The sequence below is a fragment of the Ewingella sp. AOP9-I1-14 genome, assembly GCF_052375995.1.
Classification (GTDB): Bacteria; Pseudomonadota; Gammaproteobacteria; order Enterobacterales; family Enterobacteriaceae; genus Ewingella; species Ewingella allii.
Genome location: NZ_JBQSVA010000006.1, coordinates 222,817 through 243,656, shown reverse-complemented (window position 1 = coordinate 243,656; position 20,840 = coordinate 222,817). Strand labels below are relative to the sequence as shown.

21 protein-coding genes are annotated in these 20,840 nt (G+C 52.6%); 12 read left to right on the top strand and 9 right to left on the bottom strand.

Annotation, left to right across the window (positions count from 1 at the left end):
• The first annotated feature begins 63 nt into the window (after positions 1 to 63).
• Positions 64 to 627, top strand: coding sequence for a YqgE/AlgH family protein (locus ACT3RT_RS17345; RefSeq protein ID WP_353503371.1), 564 nt, complete (start codon positions 64 to 66; stop codon positions 625 to 627).
• Positions 627 to 1,067, top strand: a complete 441-nt coding sequence (ruvX, locus tag ACT3RT_RS17340) for a Holliday junction resolvase RuvX (RefSeq protein WP_353503372.1) — start codon at positions 627 to 629, stop codon at positions 1,065 to 1,067. The genes ACT3RT_RS17345 and ruvX overlap by 1 nt, the downstream gene beginning before the upstream one ends.
• On the opposite strand, the gene ACT3RT_RS17335 is transcribed toward ruvX, so the two are convergent.
• Positions 1,012 to 2,052, bottom strand: coding sequence for a type IV pilus twitching motility protein PilT (locus ACT3RT_RS17335; protein ID WP_485902524.1), 1,041 nt, complete (start codon positions 2,050 to 2,052; stop codon positions 1,012 to 1,014). The two genes, ruvX and ACT3RT_RS17335, sit on opposite strands and share 56 nt — an antisense overlap.
• Positions 2,053 to 2,073: 21 nt before the next feature.
• On the opposite strand from ACT3RT_RS17335, the gene ACT3RT_RS17330 reads away from it, so the two are divergent.
• From ACT3RT_RS17330 to ACT3RT_RS17300, 7 genes are all read left to right on the top strand, one after another.
• On the top strand, positions 2,074 to 2,784 hold the full coding sequence (locus ACT3RT_RS17330; protein WP_496203410.1) for a YggS family pyridoxal phosphate-dependent enzyme: 711 nt from the start codon (positions 2,074 to 2,076) through the stop codon (positions 2,782 to 2,784).
• A gap of 55 nt (positions 2,785 to 2,839) precedes the next feature.
• Positions 2,840 to 3,661: a pyrroline-5-carboxylate reductase gene (proC, locus tag ACT3RT_RS17325; protein WP_496203409.1), complete on the top strand. Its 822-nt coding sequence runs from the start codon at positions 2,840 to 2,842 to the stop codon at positions 3,659 to 3,661.
• A gap of 86 nt (positions 3,662 to 3,747) precedes the next feature.
• Positions 3,748 to 4,302, top strand: coding sequence for a YggT family protein (locus tag ACT3RT_RS17320; protein ID WP_034793103.1), 555 nt, complete (start codon positions 3,748 to 3,750; stop codon positions 4,300 to 4,302).
• Positions 4,287 to 4,592: a DUF167 family protein YggU gene (gene yggU, locus ACT3RT_RS17315; protein ID WP_034793106.1), complete on the top strand. Its 306-nt coding sequence runs from the start codon at positions 4,287 to 4,289 to the stop codon at positions 4,590 to 4,592. The genes ACT3RT_RS17320 and yggU overlap by 16 nt, the downstream gene beginning before the upstream one ends.
• A gap of 77 nt (positions 4,593 to 4,669) precedes the next feature.
• Positions 4,670 to 5,278, top strand: a complete 609-nt coding sequence (rdgB, locus tag ACT3RT_RS17310) for an RdgB/HAM1 family non-canonical purine NTP pyrophosphatase (RefSeq protein ID WP_353503376.1) — start codon at positions 4,670 to 4,672, stop codon at positions 5,276 to 5,278.
• Entirely contained in the window at positions 5,271 to 6,407 is a 1,137-nt protein-coding gene (hemW, locus tag ACT3RT_RS17305) for a radical SAM family heme chaperone HemW (RefSeq protein WP_353503377.1), read from the top strand. The genes rdgB and hemW overlap by 8 nt, the downstream gene beginning before the upstream one ends.
• A gap of 124 nt (positions 6,408 to 6,531) precedes the next feature.
• The gene (locus tag ACT3RT_RS17300) at positions 6,532 to 8,157 is read left to right on the top strand and encodes an FMN-binding glutamate synthase family protein (protein ID WP_496203408.1); all 1,626 of its coding nucleotides are present in this window, start codon (positions 6,532 to 6,534) and stop codon (positions 8,155 to 8,157) included.
• Positions 8,158 to 8,287: 130 nt separating this feature from the next.
• Here ACT3RT_RS17300 and ACT3RT_RS17295 read toward each other — a convergent pair whose 3' ends face one another.
• From ACT3RT_RS17295 to trmB, 4 genes are all read right to left on the bottom strand, one after another.
• Positions 8,288 to 9,016 (bottom strand): YggN family protein, encoded by a 729-nt coding sequence (locus tag ACT3RT_RS17295; protein ID WP_353503379.1) that lies wholly within the window; start codon positions 9,014 to 9,016, stop codon positions 8,288 to 8,290.
• Positions 9,017 to 9,042: 26 nt separating this feature from the next.
• The gene (gene glsB, locus ACT3RT_RS17290; RefSeq protein ID WP_353503380.1) at positions 9,043 to 9,969 is read right to left on the bottom strand and encodes a glutaminase B; all 927 of its coding nucleotides are present in this window, start codon (positions 9,967 to 9,969) and stop codon (positions 9,043 to 9,045) included.
• 124 nt (positions 9,970 to 10,093) lie between these two features.
• The gene (locus ACT3RT_RS17285; RefSeq protein WP_353503381.1) at positions 10,094 to 10,420 is read right to left on the bottom strand and encodes a YggL family protein; all 327 of its coding nucleotides are present in this window, start codon (positions 10,418 to 10,420) and stop codon (positions 10,094 to 10,096) included.
• Complete coding sequence (gene trmB, locus ACT3RT_RS17280) at positions 10,420 to 11,139, bottom strand: tRNA (guanosine(46)-N7)-methyltransferase TrmB (RefSeq protein ID WP_353503382.1); 720 nt, start codon at positions 11,137 to 11,139, stop codon at positions 10,420 to 10,422. Before trmB ends, ACT3RT_RS17285 begins: the two co-directional genes overlap by 1 nt.
• 200 nt (positions 11,140 to 11,339) lie before the next feature.
• Here trmB and mutY point away from each other — a divergent pair, with 200 nt between their 5' ends.
• The 3 genes from mutY to mltC all read left to right on the top strand — a co-directional run bounded on the left by mutY (position 11,340) and on the right by mltC (position 13,862).
• Positions 11,340 to 12,422 carry an A/G-specific adenine glycosylase gene (gene mutY / locus ACT3RT_RS17275; protein ID WP_485902514.1) on the top strand — a complete coding sequence of 361 codons (1,083 nt, stop codon included), beginning with the start codon at positions 11,340 to 11,342 and terminating at the stop codon, positions 12,420 to 12,422.
• The gene (locus ACT3RT_RS17270; RefSeq protein WP_034793128.1) at positions 12,419 to 12,691 is read left to right on the top strand and encodes an oxidative damage protection protein; all 273 of its coding nucleotides are present in this window, start codon (positions 12,419 to 12,421) and stop codon (positions 12,689 to 12,691) included. Before mutY ends, ACT3RT_RS17270 begins: the two co-directional genes overlap by 4 nt.
• Positions 12,692 to 12,785: 94 nt before the next feature.
• Complete coding sequence (mltC, locus tag ACT3RT_RS17265) at positions 12,786 to 13,862, top strand: membrane-bound lytic murein transglycosylase MltC (RefSeq protein WP_496203407.1); 1,077 nt, start codon at positions 12,786 to 12,788, stop codon at positions 13,860 to 13,862.
• A gap of 56 nt (positions 13,863 to 13,918) precedes the next feature.
• On the opposite strand, the gene ACT3RT_RS17260 is transcribed toward mltC, so the two are convergent.
• The 4 genes from ACT3RT_RS17260 to speF all read right to left on the bottom strand — a co-directional run bounded on the left by ACT3RT_RS17260 (position 13,919) and on the right by speF (position 20,245).
• Complete coding sequence (locus tag ACT3RT_RS17260) at positions 13,919 to 16,060, bottom strand: polysaccharide biosynthesis tyrosine autokinase (protein ID WP_496203406.1); 2,142 nt, start codon at positions 16,058 to 16,060, stop codon at positions 13,919 to 13,921.
• A gap of 17 nt (positions 16,061 to 16,077) precedes the next feature.
• Positions 16,078 to 16,533: an arsenate reductase/protein-tyrosine-phosphatase family protein gene (locus ACT3RT_RS17255; protein ID WP_496203405.1), complete on the bottom strand. Its 456-nt coding sequence runs from the start codon at positions 16,531 to 16,533 to the stop codon at positions 16,078 to 16,080.
• Positions 16,521 to 17,660, bottom strand: coding sequence for a polysaccharide export protein (locus ACT3RT_RS17250; RefSeq protein ID WP_353503387.1), 1,140 nt, complete (start codon positions 17,658 to 17,660; stop codon positions 16,521 to 16,523). Before ACT3RT_RS17250 ends, ACT3RT_RS17255 begins: the two co-directional genes overlap by 13 nt.
• A 422-nt stretch (positions 17,661 to 18,082) precedes the next feature.
• Positions 18,083 to 20,245: an ornithine decarboxylase SpeF gene (gene speF / locus ACT3RT_RS17245; RefSeq protein ID WP_496203404.1), complete on the bottom strand. Its 2,163-nt coding sequence runs from the start codon at positions 20,243 to 20,245 to the stop codon at positions 18,083 to 18,085.
• Between the last annotated feature and the right edge of the window lie 595 nt (positions 20,246 to 20,840).

Below are 20,840 nucleotides of genomic sequence, written 5' to 3'. Positions count from 1 at the left end.
ACCTAAGCCATGGCGTACTCCTACGCCATGGCGCTTATTTTAGAAGGTTAAATCTTACATACCATGAACTTACAACATCACTTCCTTATTGCCATGCCCGGACTGGATGAACCCACGTTCAAGCGTTCGGTCGTTTATGTTTGCGAACATAACGAAGACGGCGCAATGGGTCTGGTGATTAATAAACTGGTGGAAGATTTCACCGTCGAAAACGTCCTCGATAAATTAGAGATAACGCCTTCACCGCGCGATCCTGCAATCCGCTTAGATCGCCCGGTATTTTCTGGCGGCCCATTGGCTGACGATCGCGGGTTTATTCTGCACACGCCGCGCGCCGGATTTGGCTCCAGCATCCAGATTTCAGACACCACCATGATCACGACCTCCAAGGACGTCCTTGAAACTCTGGGCACGCCCGATCAGCCGAAAGATGTTTTAGTCGCGCTGGGCTACGCCGCCTGGGAGCAGGGCCAGCTGGAGAAAGAGCTGCTGGACAACGCGTGGCTGACCATTGAAGCCAACAGCGACATCCTGTTCCGCACGCCGATTGCCGAGCGCTGGCGCGAAGCGGCCAAGATGATTGGTATCAACGTCAGCCAGCTCGCCACCCACGCAGGTCACGCATAATGGCTAACCGCACGGTATTCGGCTTTGACTTCGGTACCAAAAGCATCGGTCTGGCTATCGGTCAAGAAGTCACCGGCACGGCTCGCCCGCTGACCTCCTTCAAAGCCCAAGATGGCACCCCCGACTGGCAAAAGATTGAGAAGCTGCTGAAAGAGTGGCTGCCCGATCTGGTGGTGGTTGGCCTGCCACTCAATATGGACGGCACCGAGCAGCCCCTGACCGCCCGCGCCCGCAAGTTTGCTAATCGCCTGCATGGCCGTTTTGGCGTTCAGGTTGAGCTACATGACGAACGCCTGAGCACCGTCGAAGCCCGTGCCGACCTGTTCGATCGCGGCGGATTCCGTGCGTTAGACAAAGGCAGCGTGGACGCCGCGTCCGCCGTCATCATTTTGGAAAGCTGGTTTGAGAAGCAGTGGAGTCAACCCGCGGCGGAGCAATAAGCCCGGTAGCGACGCGCTGCAAGCGACTCTGCTCGAAGGTTTGCATTCCGGCCTTACCGCCGGTTTGCAAAACATCCGCCAGTTGATGTGTCTTCCCTTCACGAATTAAATTGGCTACGGCTGGCGTCGAGGTCAGCACTTCAAACAGCGCCACTCTTTTCCCCTCATTTCCGGCTACCAACTTTTGCGCGATAATCCCGCGCAGGCTGCCTGCCAGCTGAGTTCTCACAAAGTTTTTCTCTTCCGCCGGGAAAACATCCACCAGCCGGTCGACGGCCTGAGTGGCATTGCGCGTATGCAAGGTTGCCAGCACCAAGTGGCCGGTTTCGGCGGCGGTCAGGGCCAGACGGATGCTTTCTGCGTCGCGTAATTCGCCAAGCAGCAGCACGTCCGGGTCCTCACGCAGCGCCCCGCGTATCGCCTCAATAAAGGATCGCGTATGTCGCCCCAACTCGCGCTGCTGAATCAGACAACGCTTGCTGTGGTGAATAAACTCAATCGGGTCTTCCAGCGTGATGACGTGCCGCGCCCGGCTGCGATTAAGGTAATCAATCATCCCCGCAAGGGTGGTGGATTTGCCACTGCCCGTAGCGCCGGTGACCAGAATCAACCCGTCCTCTTGGGTTGCCAGCTCGGCTAAGACCTGCGGCACGTGGAGCTGCTCCAGCTGCGGGCATTTCTCCGGCACGCGGCGCAGCGCGGCTGACAAGCCGTGCAGCTGTTTGAAGAAATTCACCCTGATGCGCTGGCCCGTGCCAAGAGTGATGGCGCAATCGGCCTGCCCTTCTCGCTGTAACGCCTCCAACTGCTGGGGTTCCAGCCAGATGTCACTCAGCCAGCGCATGTTTTCGGCACTGATTTTGGGCGTCCCCTGCAACGGCTGTAATTCTCCCTGCGTGCGTAACATCGGTTGATGTCCGGCGCAGAGGTGCAGATCTGACGCATTTTGCTTTACACTACGCTCCACAAATCCATTGATATCCACTTTAAAACCTCCTGAGTCACTATGAGCCTTAGTCAGCACAACGCTATTGGGAAGAACCTACAGGATGTCCGTGAGAAAATCGCAGCCGCTGCAAAGCGCTGCGAGCGGCCTCTGGAAGAAATTACGCTGCTTGCAGTCAGCAAAACTAAACCTGCGAGCGACGTCGAAAAAGCCATTGAAGCCGGGCAGTTGGCCTTCGGTGAAAACTACGTTCAGGAAGGCGTGGAGAAGATTGCGCACTTTGCCGGGCATAAGCCTGCATTGACATGGCACTTTATCGGCCCGCTGCAATCCAATAAAAGCCGTCTGGTGGCTGAGAATTTCGACTGGTGCCACACCGTCGATCGTCTAAAAATTGCCCAGCGACTAAATGAACAGCGTCCGGCAGGCTTAGCGCCGCTTAACGTATTGATTCAAGTAAACATTAGCGATGAAGCCAGTAAGTCTGGCATTGCGCTAAGTGAAGTCGATGCCTTGGCTGAACAGATAAGCCAGATGCCCAATCTTGTTTTGCGCGGCTTGATGGCCATTCCGGCTGTAGAAACCGATTATCAGCGCCAGTTGGCGGTGTTCACCGAGATGCGCGAAGCCTTTGACGCCCTGCGCCAGCGCTACCCGCAGGCCGACACGCTGTCGATGGGGATGACCGATGACATGCCCGCCGCGATTGCCGCTGGCAGTACCATGGTGCGAATTGGTACCGCAATATTTGGTGCGCGTGACTACGCTTAGTCACATTCATCCCCATATCCTATAAAAATCCAGCATCAAGCTAGCAAGGAGCCTCATGCAACATCGCAAACTCTGTTTTATCGGCGCAGGTAACATGGCAGGTGCCATCATTTCTGGCCTGATCGAAAGCGGCTATCCGGCAAACTTAATCAGCGTGTGCGCCCCTTCGGGCAAAAACCGTGACCCACTGGCGGAAAAATATGGCGTAAAAAGCAGCGACGACAATATTGGCTGCGCCAAAGACGCCGAGGTTGTTGTGCTGGCGGTTAAACCACAACTGATGGCAGATGTATGTAAAACACTGCAAAAGGACGTGGATTTTAGCGGGAAACTGGTACTGTCAATCGCCGCAGGCGTGAAGGTCGCGCGCTTCAAAGAGCTGCTTAGCGACAATCTGAAGATCGTGCGCATCATGCCAAATACCCCGTCGCTGGTCGGTCAGGGCATGAGCGGTTTGTATGCGCCAGAAGACGTGGGCCAGCAGGATCGCGACTATACCAGCGACCTAATGACCGCCGTCGGCAAAGTGTGCTGGGTTGATAGCGAAGAAGGTATTAACCACGTTATCGCCGCCGCGGGCAGTGCGCCGGCCTATTTCTTCCTGTTTATGGAAGCGATGCAAGCCGAAGCCGAGCGTTTAGGTTTCAGCACCGACACTGCCCGTATGCTGGTTGAGCAAGCGGCAAGCGGCGCGTCAGCACTGGTGGCCGCCAGCCCGGACACGCCGCTGTCCACCCTGCGCGAGAACGTCACCTCCAAAGGCGGCACGACCTTCGAAGCGCTAAAAGTCTTTACCGATCAGAAGTTGCCAGAAATTGTTTCGCAAGCCATGCAAGCTGCCATTAAACGCGCGCAGGAAATGGAAAAACTGTTCTAATTCATCATTCTGAACACATAAAAATATTGATGCCCTAGCTCCTGCGAGCCGTCTCGCACGATGCCGGGCAAACACAAGGGTAACGCATGTTAACGCTGACTTTCTTGGTTAAAACCCTGATTGACCTGTATGTCATGGTTTTACTATTACGCATCTGGATGCAGTGGGCGCGGACCGATTTTTACAATCCGTTCTCACAGTTCGTGGTGAAAATCACCCAGCCAATCATTGGGCCGCTGCGTCGCATTATTCCGCCGCTGGGGCCGATTGACAGCGCCTCGCTGCTGCTGGCTTTCTTGCTGATGACTATCAAATATCCACTGCTGCTGTTGATTCAGGGCGGAGGGATTTCACTTAGCCCTTATAACCTGCTGTTCGGCCTGATTGCGCTGGTGAAGTCGGCGGGCTATCTGGTGTTCTGGCTTATCATTATCCGCTCGCTGATGAGCTGGGTCAGCCAGGGCCGTGGGCCGATGGACTATGTATTGATGCAGCTGACCGAGCCGCTAATGTCGCCGATTCGCCGCTTTTTGCCCGCGATGGGCGGTATCGACTTCTCAGCGATGGTGGTGATCCTTATCCTCTATATGCTGAATTATCTTGGTATGGATCTGCTGGGTGAGCTGTGGTTCCTGCTCTAAACCCGGTCTGCTGGCAGGCCGACGCACTGGTTTTACGGCTAGTTATTCAGCCGAAAGCCAGCCGCGACGGCCTGATAGGTTTGCATGGCGACGAGTTCAAAGTCGCCATCACCGCCCCGCCCGTTGATGGTCAAGCGAATACGCATCTGGTGAAATACCTCGCCAAACAGTTTAAAGTCGCCAAAAGTCAGGTCAGTATTGAGAAAGGCGAATTGGGCCGTCACAAACAAGTCCGCATTGAAAATCCGCAACAGATACCGACCGAAGTCGCGACGTTGCTCGCAAAATAATCGTTAACTCTTAGGACAATAAAGCCGGACTGACGCCCGCAAAGGGCAAGTAAGCCGCTTTATCAGGATAAAATCTCATGCAAAAAGTAGTCTTAGCGACCGGCAACCCCGGCAAAGTGCGCGAACTCGCCCACCTGTTAGCTGACTTCGGCCTTGATGTTGTGGCTCAAACCGAGCTTGGCGTGGAGTCAGCCGAGGAAACCGGCCTGACCTTTATTGAGAACGCCATTTTGAAAGCGCGTCACGCCGCCGCCATCACCGGCCTGCCTGCCATCGCCGATGATTCCGGCTTAGCCGTGGATATCTTGGGCGGCGCACCGGGCATCTACTCGGCACGTTATGCCGGTTTAGAAGCCAGCGATCAGCAGAATCTCGATAAACTGCTGGTCACGCTGAAAGACGTGCCGCAGGGCCAGCGCAGCGCCCAGTTCCACTGCGTGCTGGTTTATATGCGCCACGCCGAAGACCCGACGCCCATCGTCTGCCACGGCAGCTGGGACGGTGAAATCCTGTTTGCCGAAGCGGGCAAAGGCGGCTTCGGCTATGACCCTATCTTCCAGGTTCCGGCGCTGGGTAAATCCGCCGCCGAACTGACACGTGAAGAGAAAAGCGCGGTATCCCACCGCGGGCAGGCACTGAAATTACTGCTTGCCGCTATGAAAGAGAAAACCCAGAAGAATGCGTAAGTTACCGCCGCTAAGTCTTTACATCCATATCCCGTGGTGCGTGCAGAAATGCCCGTACTGCGATTTCAATTCACACGCGCTGAAAGGCGAAGTGCCGCACGACGATTATGTGGCGCACTTGCTGGCAGACTTGGATGCTGACCTGCATCTGACCGCGGGCCGCGAGGTGAAGACCATTTTTATCGGCGGCGGAACCCCAAGTTTGCTCAGCGCGCAAGCGATGCAAAACCTGCTCGACGGTGTGCGTGCGCGCCTGCCATTGGCGGCGGATGCTGAAATCACCATGGAAGCCAACCCCGGCACGGTAGAAGCAGACCGCTTCAGCGGCTACCAGCGCGCTGGCGTCAATCGCATCTCAATTGGCGTGCAAAGCTTTAGTGCGCAAAAGCTGGAGCGTCTGGGGCGCATTCACGGCCCTGATGAAGCCAAACGCGCCGCGCATCTGGCGACTGGCCTCGGGCTGCGCAGCTTCAACCTCGACTTAATGCACGGTTTGCCAGATCAGACGCTGGAAGAGGCGCTGGACGATTTGCGACAGGCGATTGCTCTCAATCCGCCGCACCTCTCTTGGTATCAGCTCACCATCGAGCCTAATACCATGTTCGCTTCGCGCCCGCCAAAGCTCCCAGACGACGACGCGCTGTGGGATATCTTCGAGCAGGGCGACCAGCTGCTGACCGCCGCGGGCTACCAGCAGTATGAAACCTCGGCCTACGCCAAGCCAGGTTATCAGTGCCAGCACAACCTCAACTACTGGCGTTTTGGCGACTACCTCGGCATTGGCTGTGGCGCGCATGGCAAGCTCACTCAACCCGACGGGCAGATTTTGCGTACCGTGAAAACCAAGCATCCACGGGGTTATATGCAGGGGCGCTACATGGATAAACAGCATCAGGTGGAAACCGCCGAGCTGCCGTTTGAGTTCTTTATGAACCGTTTCCGCCTGCTGGAAGCCGCGCCGCGCGAGGAGTTTGCAATTTATACCGGTTTGGACGAATCCACCATTCGCCCGCAGTTGGATGAGGCTATCGCCAAGAATTATCTGCTCGAAACGGATTCACACTGGCAAATCACCGAGCACGGCAAGCTGTTCCTCAACTCCTTGCTGGAACTGTTTTTGGATGAATAGAAGTTAATTAAATGTAACTAAAAGCAATCTGCCACTAACAATCAAATAACATTCGGCTCCTGTCAGTACTCTGTGGTTAAGCAGTAGACAACTGCATCCGCAAGATAAAACGACAGGAGCTGTCATGAAAGTCTCTCTATTCAGCCGCTACACCTGCTTTACGCTGTGCCTGCTTATCACCCTCGTCAGCCTGTTTTACCTCTCACGCATTGAAGGCATGTGGATAGTCACCCTGATCTTCGCCGCGCTGAGCCTGCTTGGCTGCTGGGACGTGGTGCAGAAGCGCCACTCGATTTGCCGTAACTATCCGGTGATTGGCCGCATACGCTTTTTGATTGAATTTATTCGCCCCGAGCTGCGCCAGTATTTATTGGAAGAAGATAACGAAGAGATCCCGTTCTCACGTACCCAGCGCACGCTTGTCTATCGCCGCGCCAAAAACGAGATGGGCGAGAAGCCTTTTGGCACCTTGCTGGACGTCTATCAAACCGGCTATGAGTGCATCGGCCACTCAATGCAGCCCGTGCCGGTGTCGGACCCGGAAAGCTTCCGCGTCGAGATTGGCGGACCGGACTGCCAGCAGCCCTACTCCGCCTCGGTATTTAATATCTCCGCCATGAGCTTCGGCGCGCTCTCCGCTAACGCCATTCGCGCCCTGAACAAAGGCGCAGCAATGGGCAATTTCTACCACGATACCGGCGAAGGCAGCATCAGCCGCTACCACCGCGAACGCGGCGGCGACCTAGTGTGGGAACTGGGCAGCGGCTATTTCGGCTGCCGCACGGAGAACGGCGAGTTTGACCCGGTGCAGTTTGCCCGTCAGGCAAAAAGCTCTCAGGTCAAAATGATCGAGATAAAACTGAGTCAGGGGGCTAAACCCGGCCACGGCGGGATCCTGCCGGGCAAGAAAGTGGATGCCGAAATCGCCGCAACGCGCGGCGTGCCGCAGGGAGTAGATTGCATCTCTCCGGCTTCTCACAGCGCGTTTAGCAATCCGCGCGAGATGATGCATTTCATCGCCAAGCTGCGCGAGCTCTCCGGCGGCAAACCTGTCGGCTTCAAGCTGTGCATCGGCCATCCGTGGGAGTTCGTGGCTATCGCCAAAGCCATGCTGGAAACCAAGATCCTGCCGGACTTTATCGTGGTTGATGGTAAAGAAGGAGGCACCGGCGCAGCACCGCTCGAGCTGTCGAACTACATGGGGATGCCGCTGCGCGAGGGGCTGCTGTTTGTACACAACACCCTGACCGGCTGTAACCTGCGCAATAAAATCAAGATTGGTGCCAGCGGCAAGATGATCAGCGCCTTTGATATCGCCAGCGTCATGGCGCTGGGCGCGGACTGGGTGAACTCGGCGCGCGGCTTTATGTTTGCCGTCGGCTGCATTCAGTCGCAGAGTTGCCACACCAACCGCTGCCCGACCGGCGTCGCCACTCAAGATAGTCTGCGGCAGAAAGCCTTAGTCGTGCCGGACAAGGCCGAGCGGGTTTACCATTTCCACCAAAATACCGTCAAAGCATTGGCCGAGATGCTGGCCGCAGCGGGCGTCAGCCGACCAGAGCAGCTCACGTCACACCATATGCTGCGCCGCATCACGTCAACGGAAATCAAGGTCTACGCGGATATCTACTACTATCTGGAACCCGGCGCACTGCTGAAAGATAAGATAGAAAGCGACTTCTATAGCCGCATGTGGCGGATGGCAACGCCATCAAGTTTTGATGCTCAGCTGATCGCGCTGGCGAGTTAAGAATGGCGCGATGAGCAGACTCGCGCCACTATTGCGCCACTTTCACACCCTAATCGCGCCACTTTTGTTGGCGAATATGGCGCGATTGTGGCGGGATTAGAGATTTATGATGGCGCAATTAATGGCGCGATTACTTCAAACTCGCCATTAACGTCTTGTGCTGGGTATCGAGTGAGGTTACGCGTTTACAGACGTCATCACCGAAGTTTTTGAAGTCCTGCTCCTGTTTGCTCCACTCATTCTGCACAGCCTGCTGTAAGCCGCCCAGATTGCCCATCACGGCTTGCAGTGGGTTGCCGCCGCTGGTTGCCTGCTTGACGCCCATTTCGTTCAGGCTGTCCTGCATGACGCCGCCCATGCTCTGCTCGAGAATACGACGCCCATCCTCTTTCACCTGATCCACGGCTTTATAGTGGTAAGTCAGGCCATCGCTGCGGTGCTCGATGATGCGGTTCATCTGCTGCTTAAGCTGAGTGTTGAGAGTGGTCAGGCGATTGCGCACGTTGCTGTCACTGCCCAGCTTCTCGACGATGACTTTATCCATCGCCACGCGGCCTTTTTCCAGATGCGCGGTGGCACCTTGGTCAATCCACGGCAGGTCGCGGCGCAGCGCGGCCTGATAATCAATCGCTTCTTGGCGCTGTTTGGCGCTCAGCGTCGGCTGTTTGCCATTTAGCGTGACATCACCGTTCGGGGTGATCAGCAAGTTGCCGCTGGCGCCCACCACCTGCACGGTTTGCGGCTTAATCACCACGTCATCTTGCGGATTAACGCTACACTGGTAGTCCGCCTGCGCACTCCATGCGGTCATCGCCAACAGCCCTGCGATGCTCATTTTCAATCCGGTCTTAAATTCCATGTTTTCTCCCTTCCAACAGCAAACAATTAAAAAATCGAACGGCCAATTCGTTGCGCCAGTTTCTCTAAGGCAGCGGTTCCGGCCAAAGAGTTCCCTGCGGCATCAAGTTCGGGTGACCAAACTGCAATGCACATCTCCCCTGGGACGATGGCGATGATACCGCCGCCGACGCCAGACTTGCCAGGCATCCCCACGCGATAGGCAAACTCCCCCGCGCCGTCGTACATGCCGCTCGTCACCATTAACGCATTGATTTGTCTGGCCTGTCGCGCGTCAATCAGCGGCTCGTCGCTGTCGAGCGGCTGGCCCTTATTCGCCAAATAAGCAAAGGTTCGTGCCAGTTCGACACAGCTCATGCGCAGCGCACAATAATGAAAATAGGTGTGAAGCACGGTAATGACGTCGTTTTCGAAATTACCGAAAGATTTCATTAAATAGGCAATGGCTGCGTTACGGTCGGAATTATCAAATTCCGAACGCGCCACGTGTCGATCGTAGTTGAGATCTGGCTGTCCGGCCAATTGACGGACCACTTCGAGCATGCGTTGCTTAGGAGCGGCGAGGCGAGTTTGCAGTAAATCGCACACCACCAGCGCGCCGGGATTGATAAAGGGATTGCGCGGCTTGCCCTGCTCCAGCTCAAGCTGAACTAAGGAGTTAAACGGCTGGCCCGACGGCTCTTTGCCGACGCGCTGCCAGATTTCACTCTCCTGATAGCGCGTCAGCGCCAGCGTCAGGCTTAATACTTTGGAAATCGACTGAATGGAAAAACGCTCGTTGGCGTCGCCAGCGCTGAACGTCTCTCCAGACGTGGTACAGACCGCAATACCGAGATTGTCAGGATTGACTTCAGCCAGCGCCGGAATGTAATCCGCCACTTTGCCGCGACCAATCAGCGGGCGGACTTGCTCAAGAATATCTTCCAGTAAACGGTTATCTAATTCGGTTACCAACGTCTCGACTCCAGATATGACAAAGGTGCCCCGAAGGCACCTTTAATAATTCCGTTATTCATTCTGCCAAAAACATTCGCGCTGCATCAAGGCAGCAGATGTCGCGCGAAGGATGACGACAGAATCAATCCCACCAGATATCGAACAGGTCGGAAACTTCTACATCTTCCATTTTATGGTCTTCCAACCATTTTTTAACCTGTGCGCGGTGCTCGTCGGTGCAGTGACCGATTTCCTGCAGGCAGATCAAACCTTCCCACTGCAGGTAGCCGCTGCCGTCAAACGCCAGCTTGTTTGGCTCGATAACGCCTTCGATGAACGCATCAAGCTGCTCATCGATAGTTTCAACCGGGGTGCCTTCCGCGAAACGCCATTTTACTGAGAAGCCCAGTTCCTGGAACTCGGCAATGTGTAACTTTTTACGTAAACGACGACTACGATTCGTGGCCATTATTGCTTCCTCTCAAACATCAGATCCCATACGCCGTGGCCTAAACGCTGGCCACGCATTTCGAACTTGGTTACCGGGCGCGATTCTGGACGCGGAACATAGTTGTTGTCTTGCGACAGGTTTTTCCAGTCTTCAAGGCTGGTCATCACCTCAAGCATATGTTCAGCGTACGGCTCCCAGTCGGTCGCCATGTGGAATACGCCCCCGACTTTTAATTTGCTACGCAGCAGCTCAACGAAGGCTGGCTGCACGATACGGCGCTTATTATGACGCGCTTTGTGCCATGGGTCAGGAAAGAATAGCTGCACCATGTCCAGTGAGCCATTCGGGATCATCTTTTCCAGCACTTCAACCGCGTCGTGACACATCACGCGCAGGTTGCTGACCCCTTCTTCCTGAGCCGTCATCAAACATGCGCCCACGCCCGGTGAGTGGACTTCAATGCCGATAAAGTTCTGCTCAGGATTTTGCTGCGCCATGGTGACCAGAGAGGTACCCATGCCGAAACCGATTTCTAACACGGTTGGCGCGGCGCGGCCAAACAGCGCATCGATATCCAGAACTTCTGCCTGATATTCAACGCCCATTACCGGCCAGATATTGTCGAGCGCGTGTTGCTGGCCTTTAGTCAGGCGGCCCTGGCGGCGGACAAAACTGCGAATACGGCGCATGGCGCGACCGTTCTCATCGAACTCCGGTGAAATGACGTCGTTTTTCATAGGGCTTTCACTCTATTGGGCAGTGCTCTTTAAGCAGTGCGCGGTTGGGCAACAAATTCAGTAATGGCGCATTATCCAAACCTAGGGGTGATAAGCAAGCGTTGCGGCCAGAAACAGGTCGGAAACTTCCGGTTTACACCCACCAGACTCTGTGATGTGATCCCGCCCTGAATTTATCCTGCCGGACCCATCACTCATTTATGAAGCAAGCGCAGAACCAGTTCGCGCCAGCGGTACTCGAATGGTACCAGCGCTTTGGCCGCAAAACATTACCGTGGCAGCTCGAAAAAACGCCTTACAAAGTATGGCTCTCCGAGGTGATGTTGCAACAAACACAGGTTGCGACGGTGATCCCCTATTTTGAACGCTTTATGGCGCGTTTCCCGACCGTCAGCGATCTCGCCGCCGCGCCACAGGATGAGGTTCTGCATTTGTGGACCGGGCTGGGCTATTACGCCCGCGCCCGCAACTTGCATAAAGCCGCTCAGACCATCGCCAGCGAGCACGGTGGCGTGTTCCCCACCGATTTTGAGGCCGTGAATGCACTGCCGGGAATCGGCCGTTCGACTGCCGGAGCCGTGCTGTCTCTCTCACTGGGCCAGCACCACCCGATTCTTGACGGCAACGTCAAACGCGTGCTGTCGCGCTGTTACGCCATCGAAGGCTGGCCGGGTGAGAAAAAGGTCGAAAACCGTTTATGGGCCATCGCCGAAGAGGTCACGCCAGCCAAGGGTGTTGAGCAATTTAACCAAGCGATGATGGATTTGGGGGCGATGGTTTGCACGCGTTCCAAACCAAAATGCGAGCTGTGCCCGCTAAATACCCAGTGTGAGTCATACGTACACAACAGCTGGGCGAAATATCCCGGCAAAAAACCGAAAAAGACCCTGCCAGAGAAAACGGCCTTTATGTTGATGATTCAACATAAAGACAATGTGTGGCTGGAGCAGCGCCCGCCGGTTGGCCTGTGGGGCGGTTTGTTCTGTTTCCCACAATTTGCCAGTGAAGAAGAGCTGGAAAGTGGCCTGCATAAATACGGTGTTACCCTTAATCAGTTGCAGCAGCAGGTAGCTTTTCGTCACACTTTCAGCCATTTCCATCTGGATATCGTTCCAATGTGGCTAAATCTGCGCTCAGTGCCGGGTTGCATGGATGAAGGTGCGGGTCTCTGGTATAACTTAGCGCAACCACAATCCGTTGGGCTCGCCGCGCCGGTAGAGCGTTTGTTAACGCAGTTGGCGAAAGAGTCGCCCAACAGCATGATCGATAAGGAATCAGCATGAGCAGAACGATTTTTTGTACCTTTCTAAAACGTGATGCGGAAGGTCAGGACTTCCAGCTTTATCCGGGCGAACTGGGTAAACGCATTTTCAATGAGATTTCTAAAGAAGCCTGGTCACAGTGGATGAGCAAACAAACCATGCTAATTAATGAGAAAAAACTCAGCATGATGAATCCCGATGACCGCAAATTGCTGGAACAGGAAATGGTGAATTTCCTGTTTGAAGGGCAGGACGTGCATATCGAAGGCTATACGCCGCCGTCAAAATAATTGCCGTCGATAACACTCCATTTAGAAACCCCGTCAGGCCGTTATTTCGCGAAATTAACCGCCTGACATCTTTCATCACGATACGGCTTTGAAGATGAAGAAAATTTTAGCGCTGTTGGTCATCGCCCCGCTCCTGATCTCCTGCTCGAGCAAAAAAGACCAGTTCAATGAAGCTTACGTCAAGGATACCAATGGCTTCGATATTTTGATGGGCCAATTTGCTCACAATATCGAGAATATCTGGGGGCTGAATGAAGTCCTTATCGCCGGTCCTAAAGACTACGTAAAATACAGCGATCAATATTACACCCGTAGCCACATCAACTTTGATGCGGGTACCATCACTATTGAAACCATTGCCGGAACTAACCCGACCGCTAACCTTCATCAGGCGATTATCAGCACCTTGCTGGTAGGCGATGATCCGGGCAATGTAGACCTCTATTCCGACGCCAACGATATTCAGATCAGTAAAGAGCCGATGCTTTACGGTCAGGTTTTGGACAACACCGGGCAGCCAATCCGCTGGCAGGGTCGGGCGTCTAATTTTGCCGATTATCTGGTACAGAACAAGCTGCAGCGCCGCCAGTCGGGGCTACACATCATCTATTCCGTTACTATTCAGATGGTGCCAAACCACCTGAACAAACGTGCACATAAATACCTGCCAATGGTGCGAGAAGCCTCCGCCAAGTACGGCGTAGACCAGTCGCTAATCCTCGCCATTATGCAAACTGAATCCGCATTCAACCCATATGCCGTGAGTCATGCTGATGCACTGGGCTTAATGCAGGTTGTTCAGCACACTGCGGGCGTTGACGTGTTCAAATCAGAGGGCAAATGGGGCAAACCAAGTCGCAGCTATCTGTTTGATCCACAAAACAACATCAACACCGGTACTGCCTATCTGGCGATGCTGCAAAACGTCTACTTGGGTAATATCACCAACCCAACCTCCAAACGTTATGCTGTGATCACCGCCTACAACGGCGGCGCGGGCAGCGTGTTGCGCGTCTTCTCCAGCGATAAAAACCGTGCGTTTAGCATCATCAACAGCATGGAGCCGGGTGACGTTTACACCACGCTGACCACCAAACACCCATCAGGCGAGTCACGCCGCTATCTGTATAAGGTTAATACCACGCAGAAGAGCTATCGCCGGGTGGATTAGCCTGGTGCTAGTTGGCATGAAAGAAAACGGAGGCCTTTGGCCTCCGTTTTTTGTGCTTAGTGGGTATCAGATTTGTATTGGTAATTCTCAAAATGACCATACTGATAAAATTGCGCCACCCGTGGCTCGACCGAGTTGAGCACCACGCCGGTGATGGTGTGTCCCTGCTGCTCAAAACGCTGCATAGCCAGTTCAACTTCCTTAGCGGATGTCATTTCAAAGCGAGCCACCATTAAGCTGGTGCCGGCATATTTACTGATAATCGCAGCATCGCTGACGGCGAGGATCGGCGGAGTATCAAATAAGACCACATCATAGTTTTTAGTCGCCCAATCGCAGAATTCGCCAAAGCGCGGCGTCAACAGTAGCTCAGACGGATTCGAGGGTGCGATGCCACGAGGAACCAAGTCAAGCTGCGGAAGACAGGTTTTGTAGAGACACTCCGCAATCTTTTTCTGTCCTGAGAGTAGCTCCGCCAACCCCCGATGCTCTTTCAACTTAAAGGGAAGGTGTAAGCAACCTTTGCGCATGTCGCAATCAACCAATAAGACACGTAAGTTCGACTGGGCAAGCACCACGGCCAAATTGCTAATCACGAAGCTTTTACCCACTCCACTGGTAGGCCCAACCACCATCAGGATCTTATTGTTGGCCTCTTTGAGTAGAAAGTAGAGACCGGTGCGCAAACTTCTGATCGCTTCTACTGCCAAGTCATCGGGATTTTCTATAGCCAATAAACTATGTTTTCGCGGTAGATTTTTTTTCGCCTTAAATAATCTCGTGACGCTTTGGTGCTTGGAATGAGGCAGGCTGCTATACACTTTTAAACCCAGCAACTCGAGTTCATGGGAGGAACTGATGCCGCGTTTCAAGGCGTTTCTCAACAGTACGACACCTAATGCCAGAAATGCGCTGCACATCAGCGCAAGCACTAGCAACATCGGTTTATTCGGCCCCACGGGGTTAGGTAATGTCTGAGCAGAGTCGATGATATGGACATTCCCTACGGTGCTGACCTTCTTAATCTCCATTTCTCGTTGTTTGCTAGTTAACAAAGAATGCATTTCTTGCGCCGTTTGCACATCGCGCGTTAATCGCAAGATATCCTGCTGCGTTTTCGGCATGCCGTTAATTTTTGACTCCAGCGCGGCTCTACTCGCCGATAACGTCTTTCTCTTTTCAGCCAGTGCGCGATACACCGGGTGCGCTTTGGTGTAGCGTTTTGAGAGTTCGGCTTCTTCGAAAGTCAGACCGTTCAATTGCGTGGTTATCGCGACTTCTGCCTCCAAGATGCCACGAGCCTCCATAGGTAAATCAATAGATTCGTTTAGCTGCCTGTAATGCCTGAGGCTGGCTTCACTTTTTTCCAACTGCGACTCTATTTTGGGAAGCTGCTGCTGCAAAAACGCTAGACTTTTACTGGCGGATTCTGACTTACGACCGATATTTTGTTTCAGATAGGCGACACTCAGCTCATCGACGATTTGACGGATTAATACCTTATCCGTCCCCGACAAGCTCAGGCGCAAAACGCCACTGTCCTTGGATGTTTCGGCAACGGTCAGGTTTTTATTGATCGCCTCCATTGCCGCAAATTGACTGATTTTATTTATGATGAAGATTGAGCCGACTGGCGCATCAACGGCCTGAACCAGAATGCGCAGATCCGGCAAGGTTAATTCTTTGCCAACCTCCCCTTCGGCAGAGACCCCTTCTCCTTGCAAATGAAACCGGCCAGAGTCCAATAGCGTCAGCGTAAAAGGTTTGCCCTGCATCTTCTCGGGTGGGGTAAATAATGGCACCTTGAGGCGCGTGGTGGGCTGGGGAAATAACCCGCCGATGAGTGGCCATTTCTTCTCTCGCACCACATTATCCAGCGCAAGCACTGATACCGTATTGCCTAATATCGAACGAGACTTTATTAAGGTAATTTCTGTGGTTGCAAGCGACGCATGGCCATTGGCAAAATCAAATATCCCATTAAGTAAGCTACTGCCGGTGCTTTTATCGAGTTGAATCAAAGCATCAGCCTTATAGACGGTAGGCATGCTCCATACACAGAGAAAACCCAATAGAAAACCTGTTAGCGTAATGCCTATCAGCATCTTCTTAGCGTCAATTAATACCCCTAGCAAATAGCGCAAATCAATGTCGTTTTCTTGGTGCACATCCTGATGCGGTACGCCTTTAGCAAGCATATTTATTCCTTTGGCATTCATTTTTCGGCCATTGTTAAAGCATTACGCCACTGTTGAGCACAGCGCCGCAGCTGCAATACAACATCGTCATATAAGCTTTGCGCTCGACGGAAAGGGTCACATATATCCATTTGATCACTCCAGTGACCAAACAGTAACGTTTTCCCCTGAGCTGCTGGTGCAATATGAGCAAGCTGAGAGATATGTTGTTTTTCCATTACCAGTATTAAGTCGCAATCCCGACACAACTCCTGTGTCAGCTGGCGAGCAGAATGACTCTTTAAATTGATACCGTGCCGAATTGCGCTTTCAGCCATGATAGGGTCAATATCATAACCGACTAGAGCACTCAGCCCCGCAGAGCGAATCGAATGGTCAGGGAGGAAATCTTGTAATAACTGCTCCCCAATCGGCGAGCGACAAATATTACCAACGCAGACCACCAGAATAGTTTTTAAATTTAATTTTTCCAAGTTCCCACCCAGCGGATCGATTCTGTCATGCTATGGATACCGGTTATGGTTGGGACTAATTGACTAATAACTCTATTCCAACGGCTAATTGGTGCAGTGGTGACATACACAATATCATAGGGCTGGAGTACGAATTCCGTTCCTAAAATAAGTGAAGTGGCGTCTCGCGCATCCAATTGATAAATAGAGGCAATCTTTTCACCTTGTCCGCGATGGGAGCGAATAACAAAAATCCCCTTGGCATCGCTGGTCATTTGGTCAATGCCCTCAGCGTTTCCTAACGCCTCGGTCAATGTCATTCCGCTGCGGTCCATTTTTAATGTAGTTTGCTTTTTCACCTCCCCCATCACAAACACTTTTAAATTATCGTTACGCGGGATATATAAAATATCCCCATTCAATAATAAATAGTTTTGGCTTAAATTCCCTTTGTTAAACAACTCATATAATGAAATGACCTGCTCTTTCCCTTGGCGAGTTAATACAACATTATTCCAGTCAGCATGTTCACTTATTCCGCCAGCCTGATTAATGGCATCGACCACCGTGAGGGGCACGTTGGTAATAGGTTGCTGTCCGCTGCGATTGACCTCACCCGTGACATGCACTTTTTGTGACCGGAAAATGGCAACGCTCACATCGACTTGCGGCGACGTAATAAATTGGGCGAGTTTGCGAGTGACTAGATTGCGAACCTGAGAAACCGTTTTTCCCTGCACATGCACATTACCGATGTAAGGGTAAAAAATCGTCCCGTCGGAATGCACCCAATTCCCCGTATCGCCAGCACTACGATATTGTCCTGCCGGCGTGGTCAATTCAGGATGATCCCAAACGGTCACCATCAGGACATCCCCCACACCAATCTCATACTCGTAATTCTTTACCTCATCATCCAATTGATTATTGGATTTAGCTGACACGGGCGAGCGCCGTAATGTATCCACCAGCTTGGGCGTAATGGGATAGACATCCACTAACTTATTTATGTCCTCAATAGGTCCGGCGGATTTAATAACATTTTTATCTGAGGTGGAGAGTTTAGAGCCGGGAGTGATCTGACAACCACTGACTGACATTGCTGCAATTAAGGCGGTAATTAATTGTATATTTTTAATTTTTTCCATTTCATGTCCATTGATATCGAAAAGTAAAAAAATAGTTATGTAATTTGATTAACTCATTATTATGGATTGATAAAAGTCGGGCATCCTTCGACTTATTCATTAGAATATCTAATGCAATAGATTGTTAATTTGAAAAGTAATTTAAATAAAAGGAACGACACATAAAACTCAACAACCCTGCATTCGTCCTGAACTGGCACTTAGTTTTCGCAAACTATAGCAATGATAAATTAAATGCAACATGATGGGAACGGGGTAAGAAATAAAACCATCAACTAAAATAAAATGAAATAATAAACAGCAGTAAACAATAGAAATAACAGCAATTAAACAATCAACTAATAACTAGCACTTATAGATATCAATAAAAAAGCGCGGCTATTATCCTAGCCGCGCTCACGCTGTGTATCTAAAAAGAGTGTTTATTTGGCAATCACATACCCCATGATGCGCTTCCAACCCACCGGTTTCTTCTCGATATAAACGCCCTGTAACTCAGGCGAGAAGCCCGGCAGCTGGTTGATTCCTTCCTCTAGCGCCATAAAGTAACGCTGCACCGCCCCGCCCCAAATTTCGCCGGGAACGACGCACAGCACGCCCGGTGGATACGGCAACGCACCTTCGGCAGCAATGCGCCCTTCTGCTTGGCCAATTGGCACCAGCTCGACGTTATCGCGAATAAATTCGCTGTGCGCGTCCTGGGCGTTCATTACCACTTTCGGGAAACTGGCCTCACGGAACATCTCCTTTTGCAGTTCTTTCACATCAAAACTGACATAAAGGTTGTGCATTTCCTGACACAGCTGGCGAATGGTGTAGTCGCGATAGCGCTCTTCGTTTTTGCGATACACCGTCGGCAGCACTTCGCTCAGCAAGGCATCCTCTTCAATATAACGCTCAAAGCGCGCGATCTCATCCACCAGCAGCTGCATCTTGGCCGGGGTTTCCGCCGGAGTCAGCAGGAACAGAATCGAGTTGAGGTCGCACTTCTCCGGCACAATGCCGTTCTCGCGCAGATAGTTAGCCAAAATAGTGGCCGGAATGCCGAACTCGGTGTATTTGCCGCTGGCAGCGTCAATGCCCGGTGTGGTCAACAGCAGTTTGCAAGGATCGACGAAATACTGCTTTTCGGCGTAACCTTCAAACGCATGCCAGTTTTCTCCTGGCACGAAGTCAAAGAAACGCACATCATTGGCCATTTTCTCGGTTTCATGATGCTGCCAAGGCTTGCCGTCAATCACCGGCGGCACGAACGGCAGGATCATTGAACACTGGTCGAGCAGCATTTTGCGCGTCTCAATCCCCAGCTTCACACACTCCATCCACATATGCTTGCCACTGCCGCCGGCGTGAATACGCGCGTTGACGTCCAGCGCGGCAAACAGCGGATAGAACGGGCTGGTCGAGGCGTGCATCATAAACGCATTGTTCAGCTTTTTATGGCTGCAATGACGCTTCTGCCCCTTGATATGGTTATCTTTTTTGTGGATTTGCGAGGTCTGGGAGAATCCGGCCTGTTGCTTGTGTACCGACTGGGTCACGATGATGCCCGGATCATTTTCATTCAAATTCAGCAGCAGCGGCGAGCACTGCTCCATCATCGGAATGAACTGCTCGTAGCCGACCCACGCCGAGTCAAAAAGGATGTAATCACACAGATGGCCAATCTTATCCACCACCTGGCGGGCGTTGTAAATCGTGCCGTCATAGGTGCCAAGCTGAATGATCGCCAAACGGAACGGGCGCTTCTCATTGGCACGCTGCGGAGCGACGGCCTGAATCTGTTTACGCAGATAGGACTCGTCGAAACAGGCTGCGTCGATGCCGCCAATAAAGCCAAACGGGTTACGCGCGGTCTCCAAATAAACCGGCGTTGCTCCGGCCTGTAGCAGCGCGCCGTGGTGGTTGGACTTATGGTTGTTGCGGTCGAAAAGCACCAAATCATCGCGGGTCAGCAGCGCGTTGGTGACCACTTTATTGGCCGCCGAGGTGCCATTGAGCACAAAATAGGTTTTATCCGCGCTGAATACCTTGGCGGCATATTTCTGGGCATCTTTGGCTGAACCCTCGTGGATCAGCAGGTCGCCCAGCTTCACATCAGCGTTGCACATGTCGGAACGGAAAATATTCGCGCCAAAAAAGTCATAAAACTGGCGGCCCGCCGGATGGCGACGGAAAAACTCACCGCCCTGATGCCCTGGGCAGGCAAAGGTGGCGTTTTCCATCTCAACGTACTTCTTTAAGGTGTCAAAGAACGGCGGGAAAAGCGCCTCTTCATAAGCCTGCGCGGCGGCTTCAATCTGCGCCGCATAGAACGCCTGATTGGCATCCGACAGCGTCACCACGCCTTTGAGCATCAACAAATAATCAGGAGAAACCTGCTCTGCCCCCTGCACTGCAACAAATGCCGGGATACCAAAACCCAGCGAATTTATCTCCGACAGCTTGCCGCTGTTCAAATCACTCACGGAGATAATAATGGCCGCCACGTCGGCGTAGTCAGCACGGCGCAGATCCACCACCGCGCGGTGCGACTCAATGTAAGGGGCCACGGAGGCACTTGCTGCAAGTTTTAAAAGTTTCATAGGACTCTCAAACGGTTAAGTAAGAGGGTGTGCCAATCGGCACGGCAATGGGCGGGTTCTTACATCGAGACGCAAAGATCCAGCCCGGCAAAGTGACGTGTGCGTAAGCGTGATGTCGAGCGAGTGCGATGCCAGCAGGCAAAGGGATTACGGTTCGAAGGTCAGGCTCAGCCACGTCTGGTAGACATCAGTAAAACCAGAGAACACTCTGTTTTTAATCATGCCTAACAGCAAGCAAGGTAGCCTTACCGCATGGAAGGAACTTCTGAAGTAGAAAAACGGCGAACGCGACGTTCACCACGCCCGGAGGAGTTCATCAGCGATGGGTGACGCTTGCAGGAAGCGCGATGTGATAAACCGGTCATGCCGCAACCCTCATGAGCTGTCGCGAAAAAGGAAAGTTCTTAGCGTAGAAATCGGCGCAATAATGTCACTATTCCCCCCCTGTTTCAAGCTGGATAAGTCGCCAAATTCCTCTCAAAATGCAACATTTTTAAGCTATTCATTTGACTGAATTTCCTAAGGCGCTAACCCAGAGTTTTCACACCCTTGGCGGCGAACCAAGTCGGATTGGATTAAAAAACACCATTCGGAT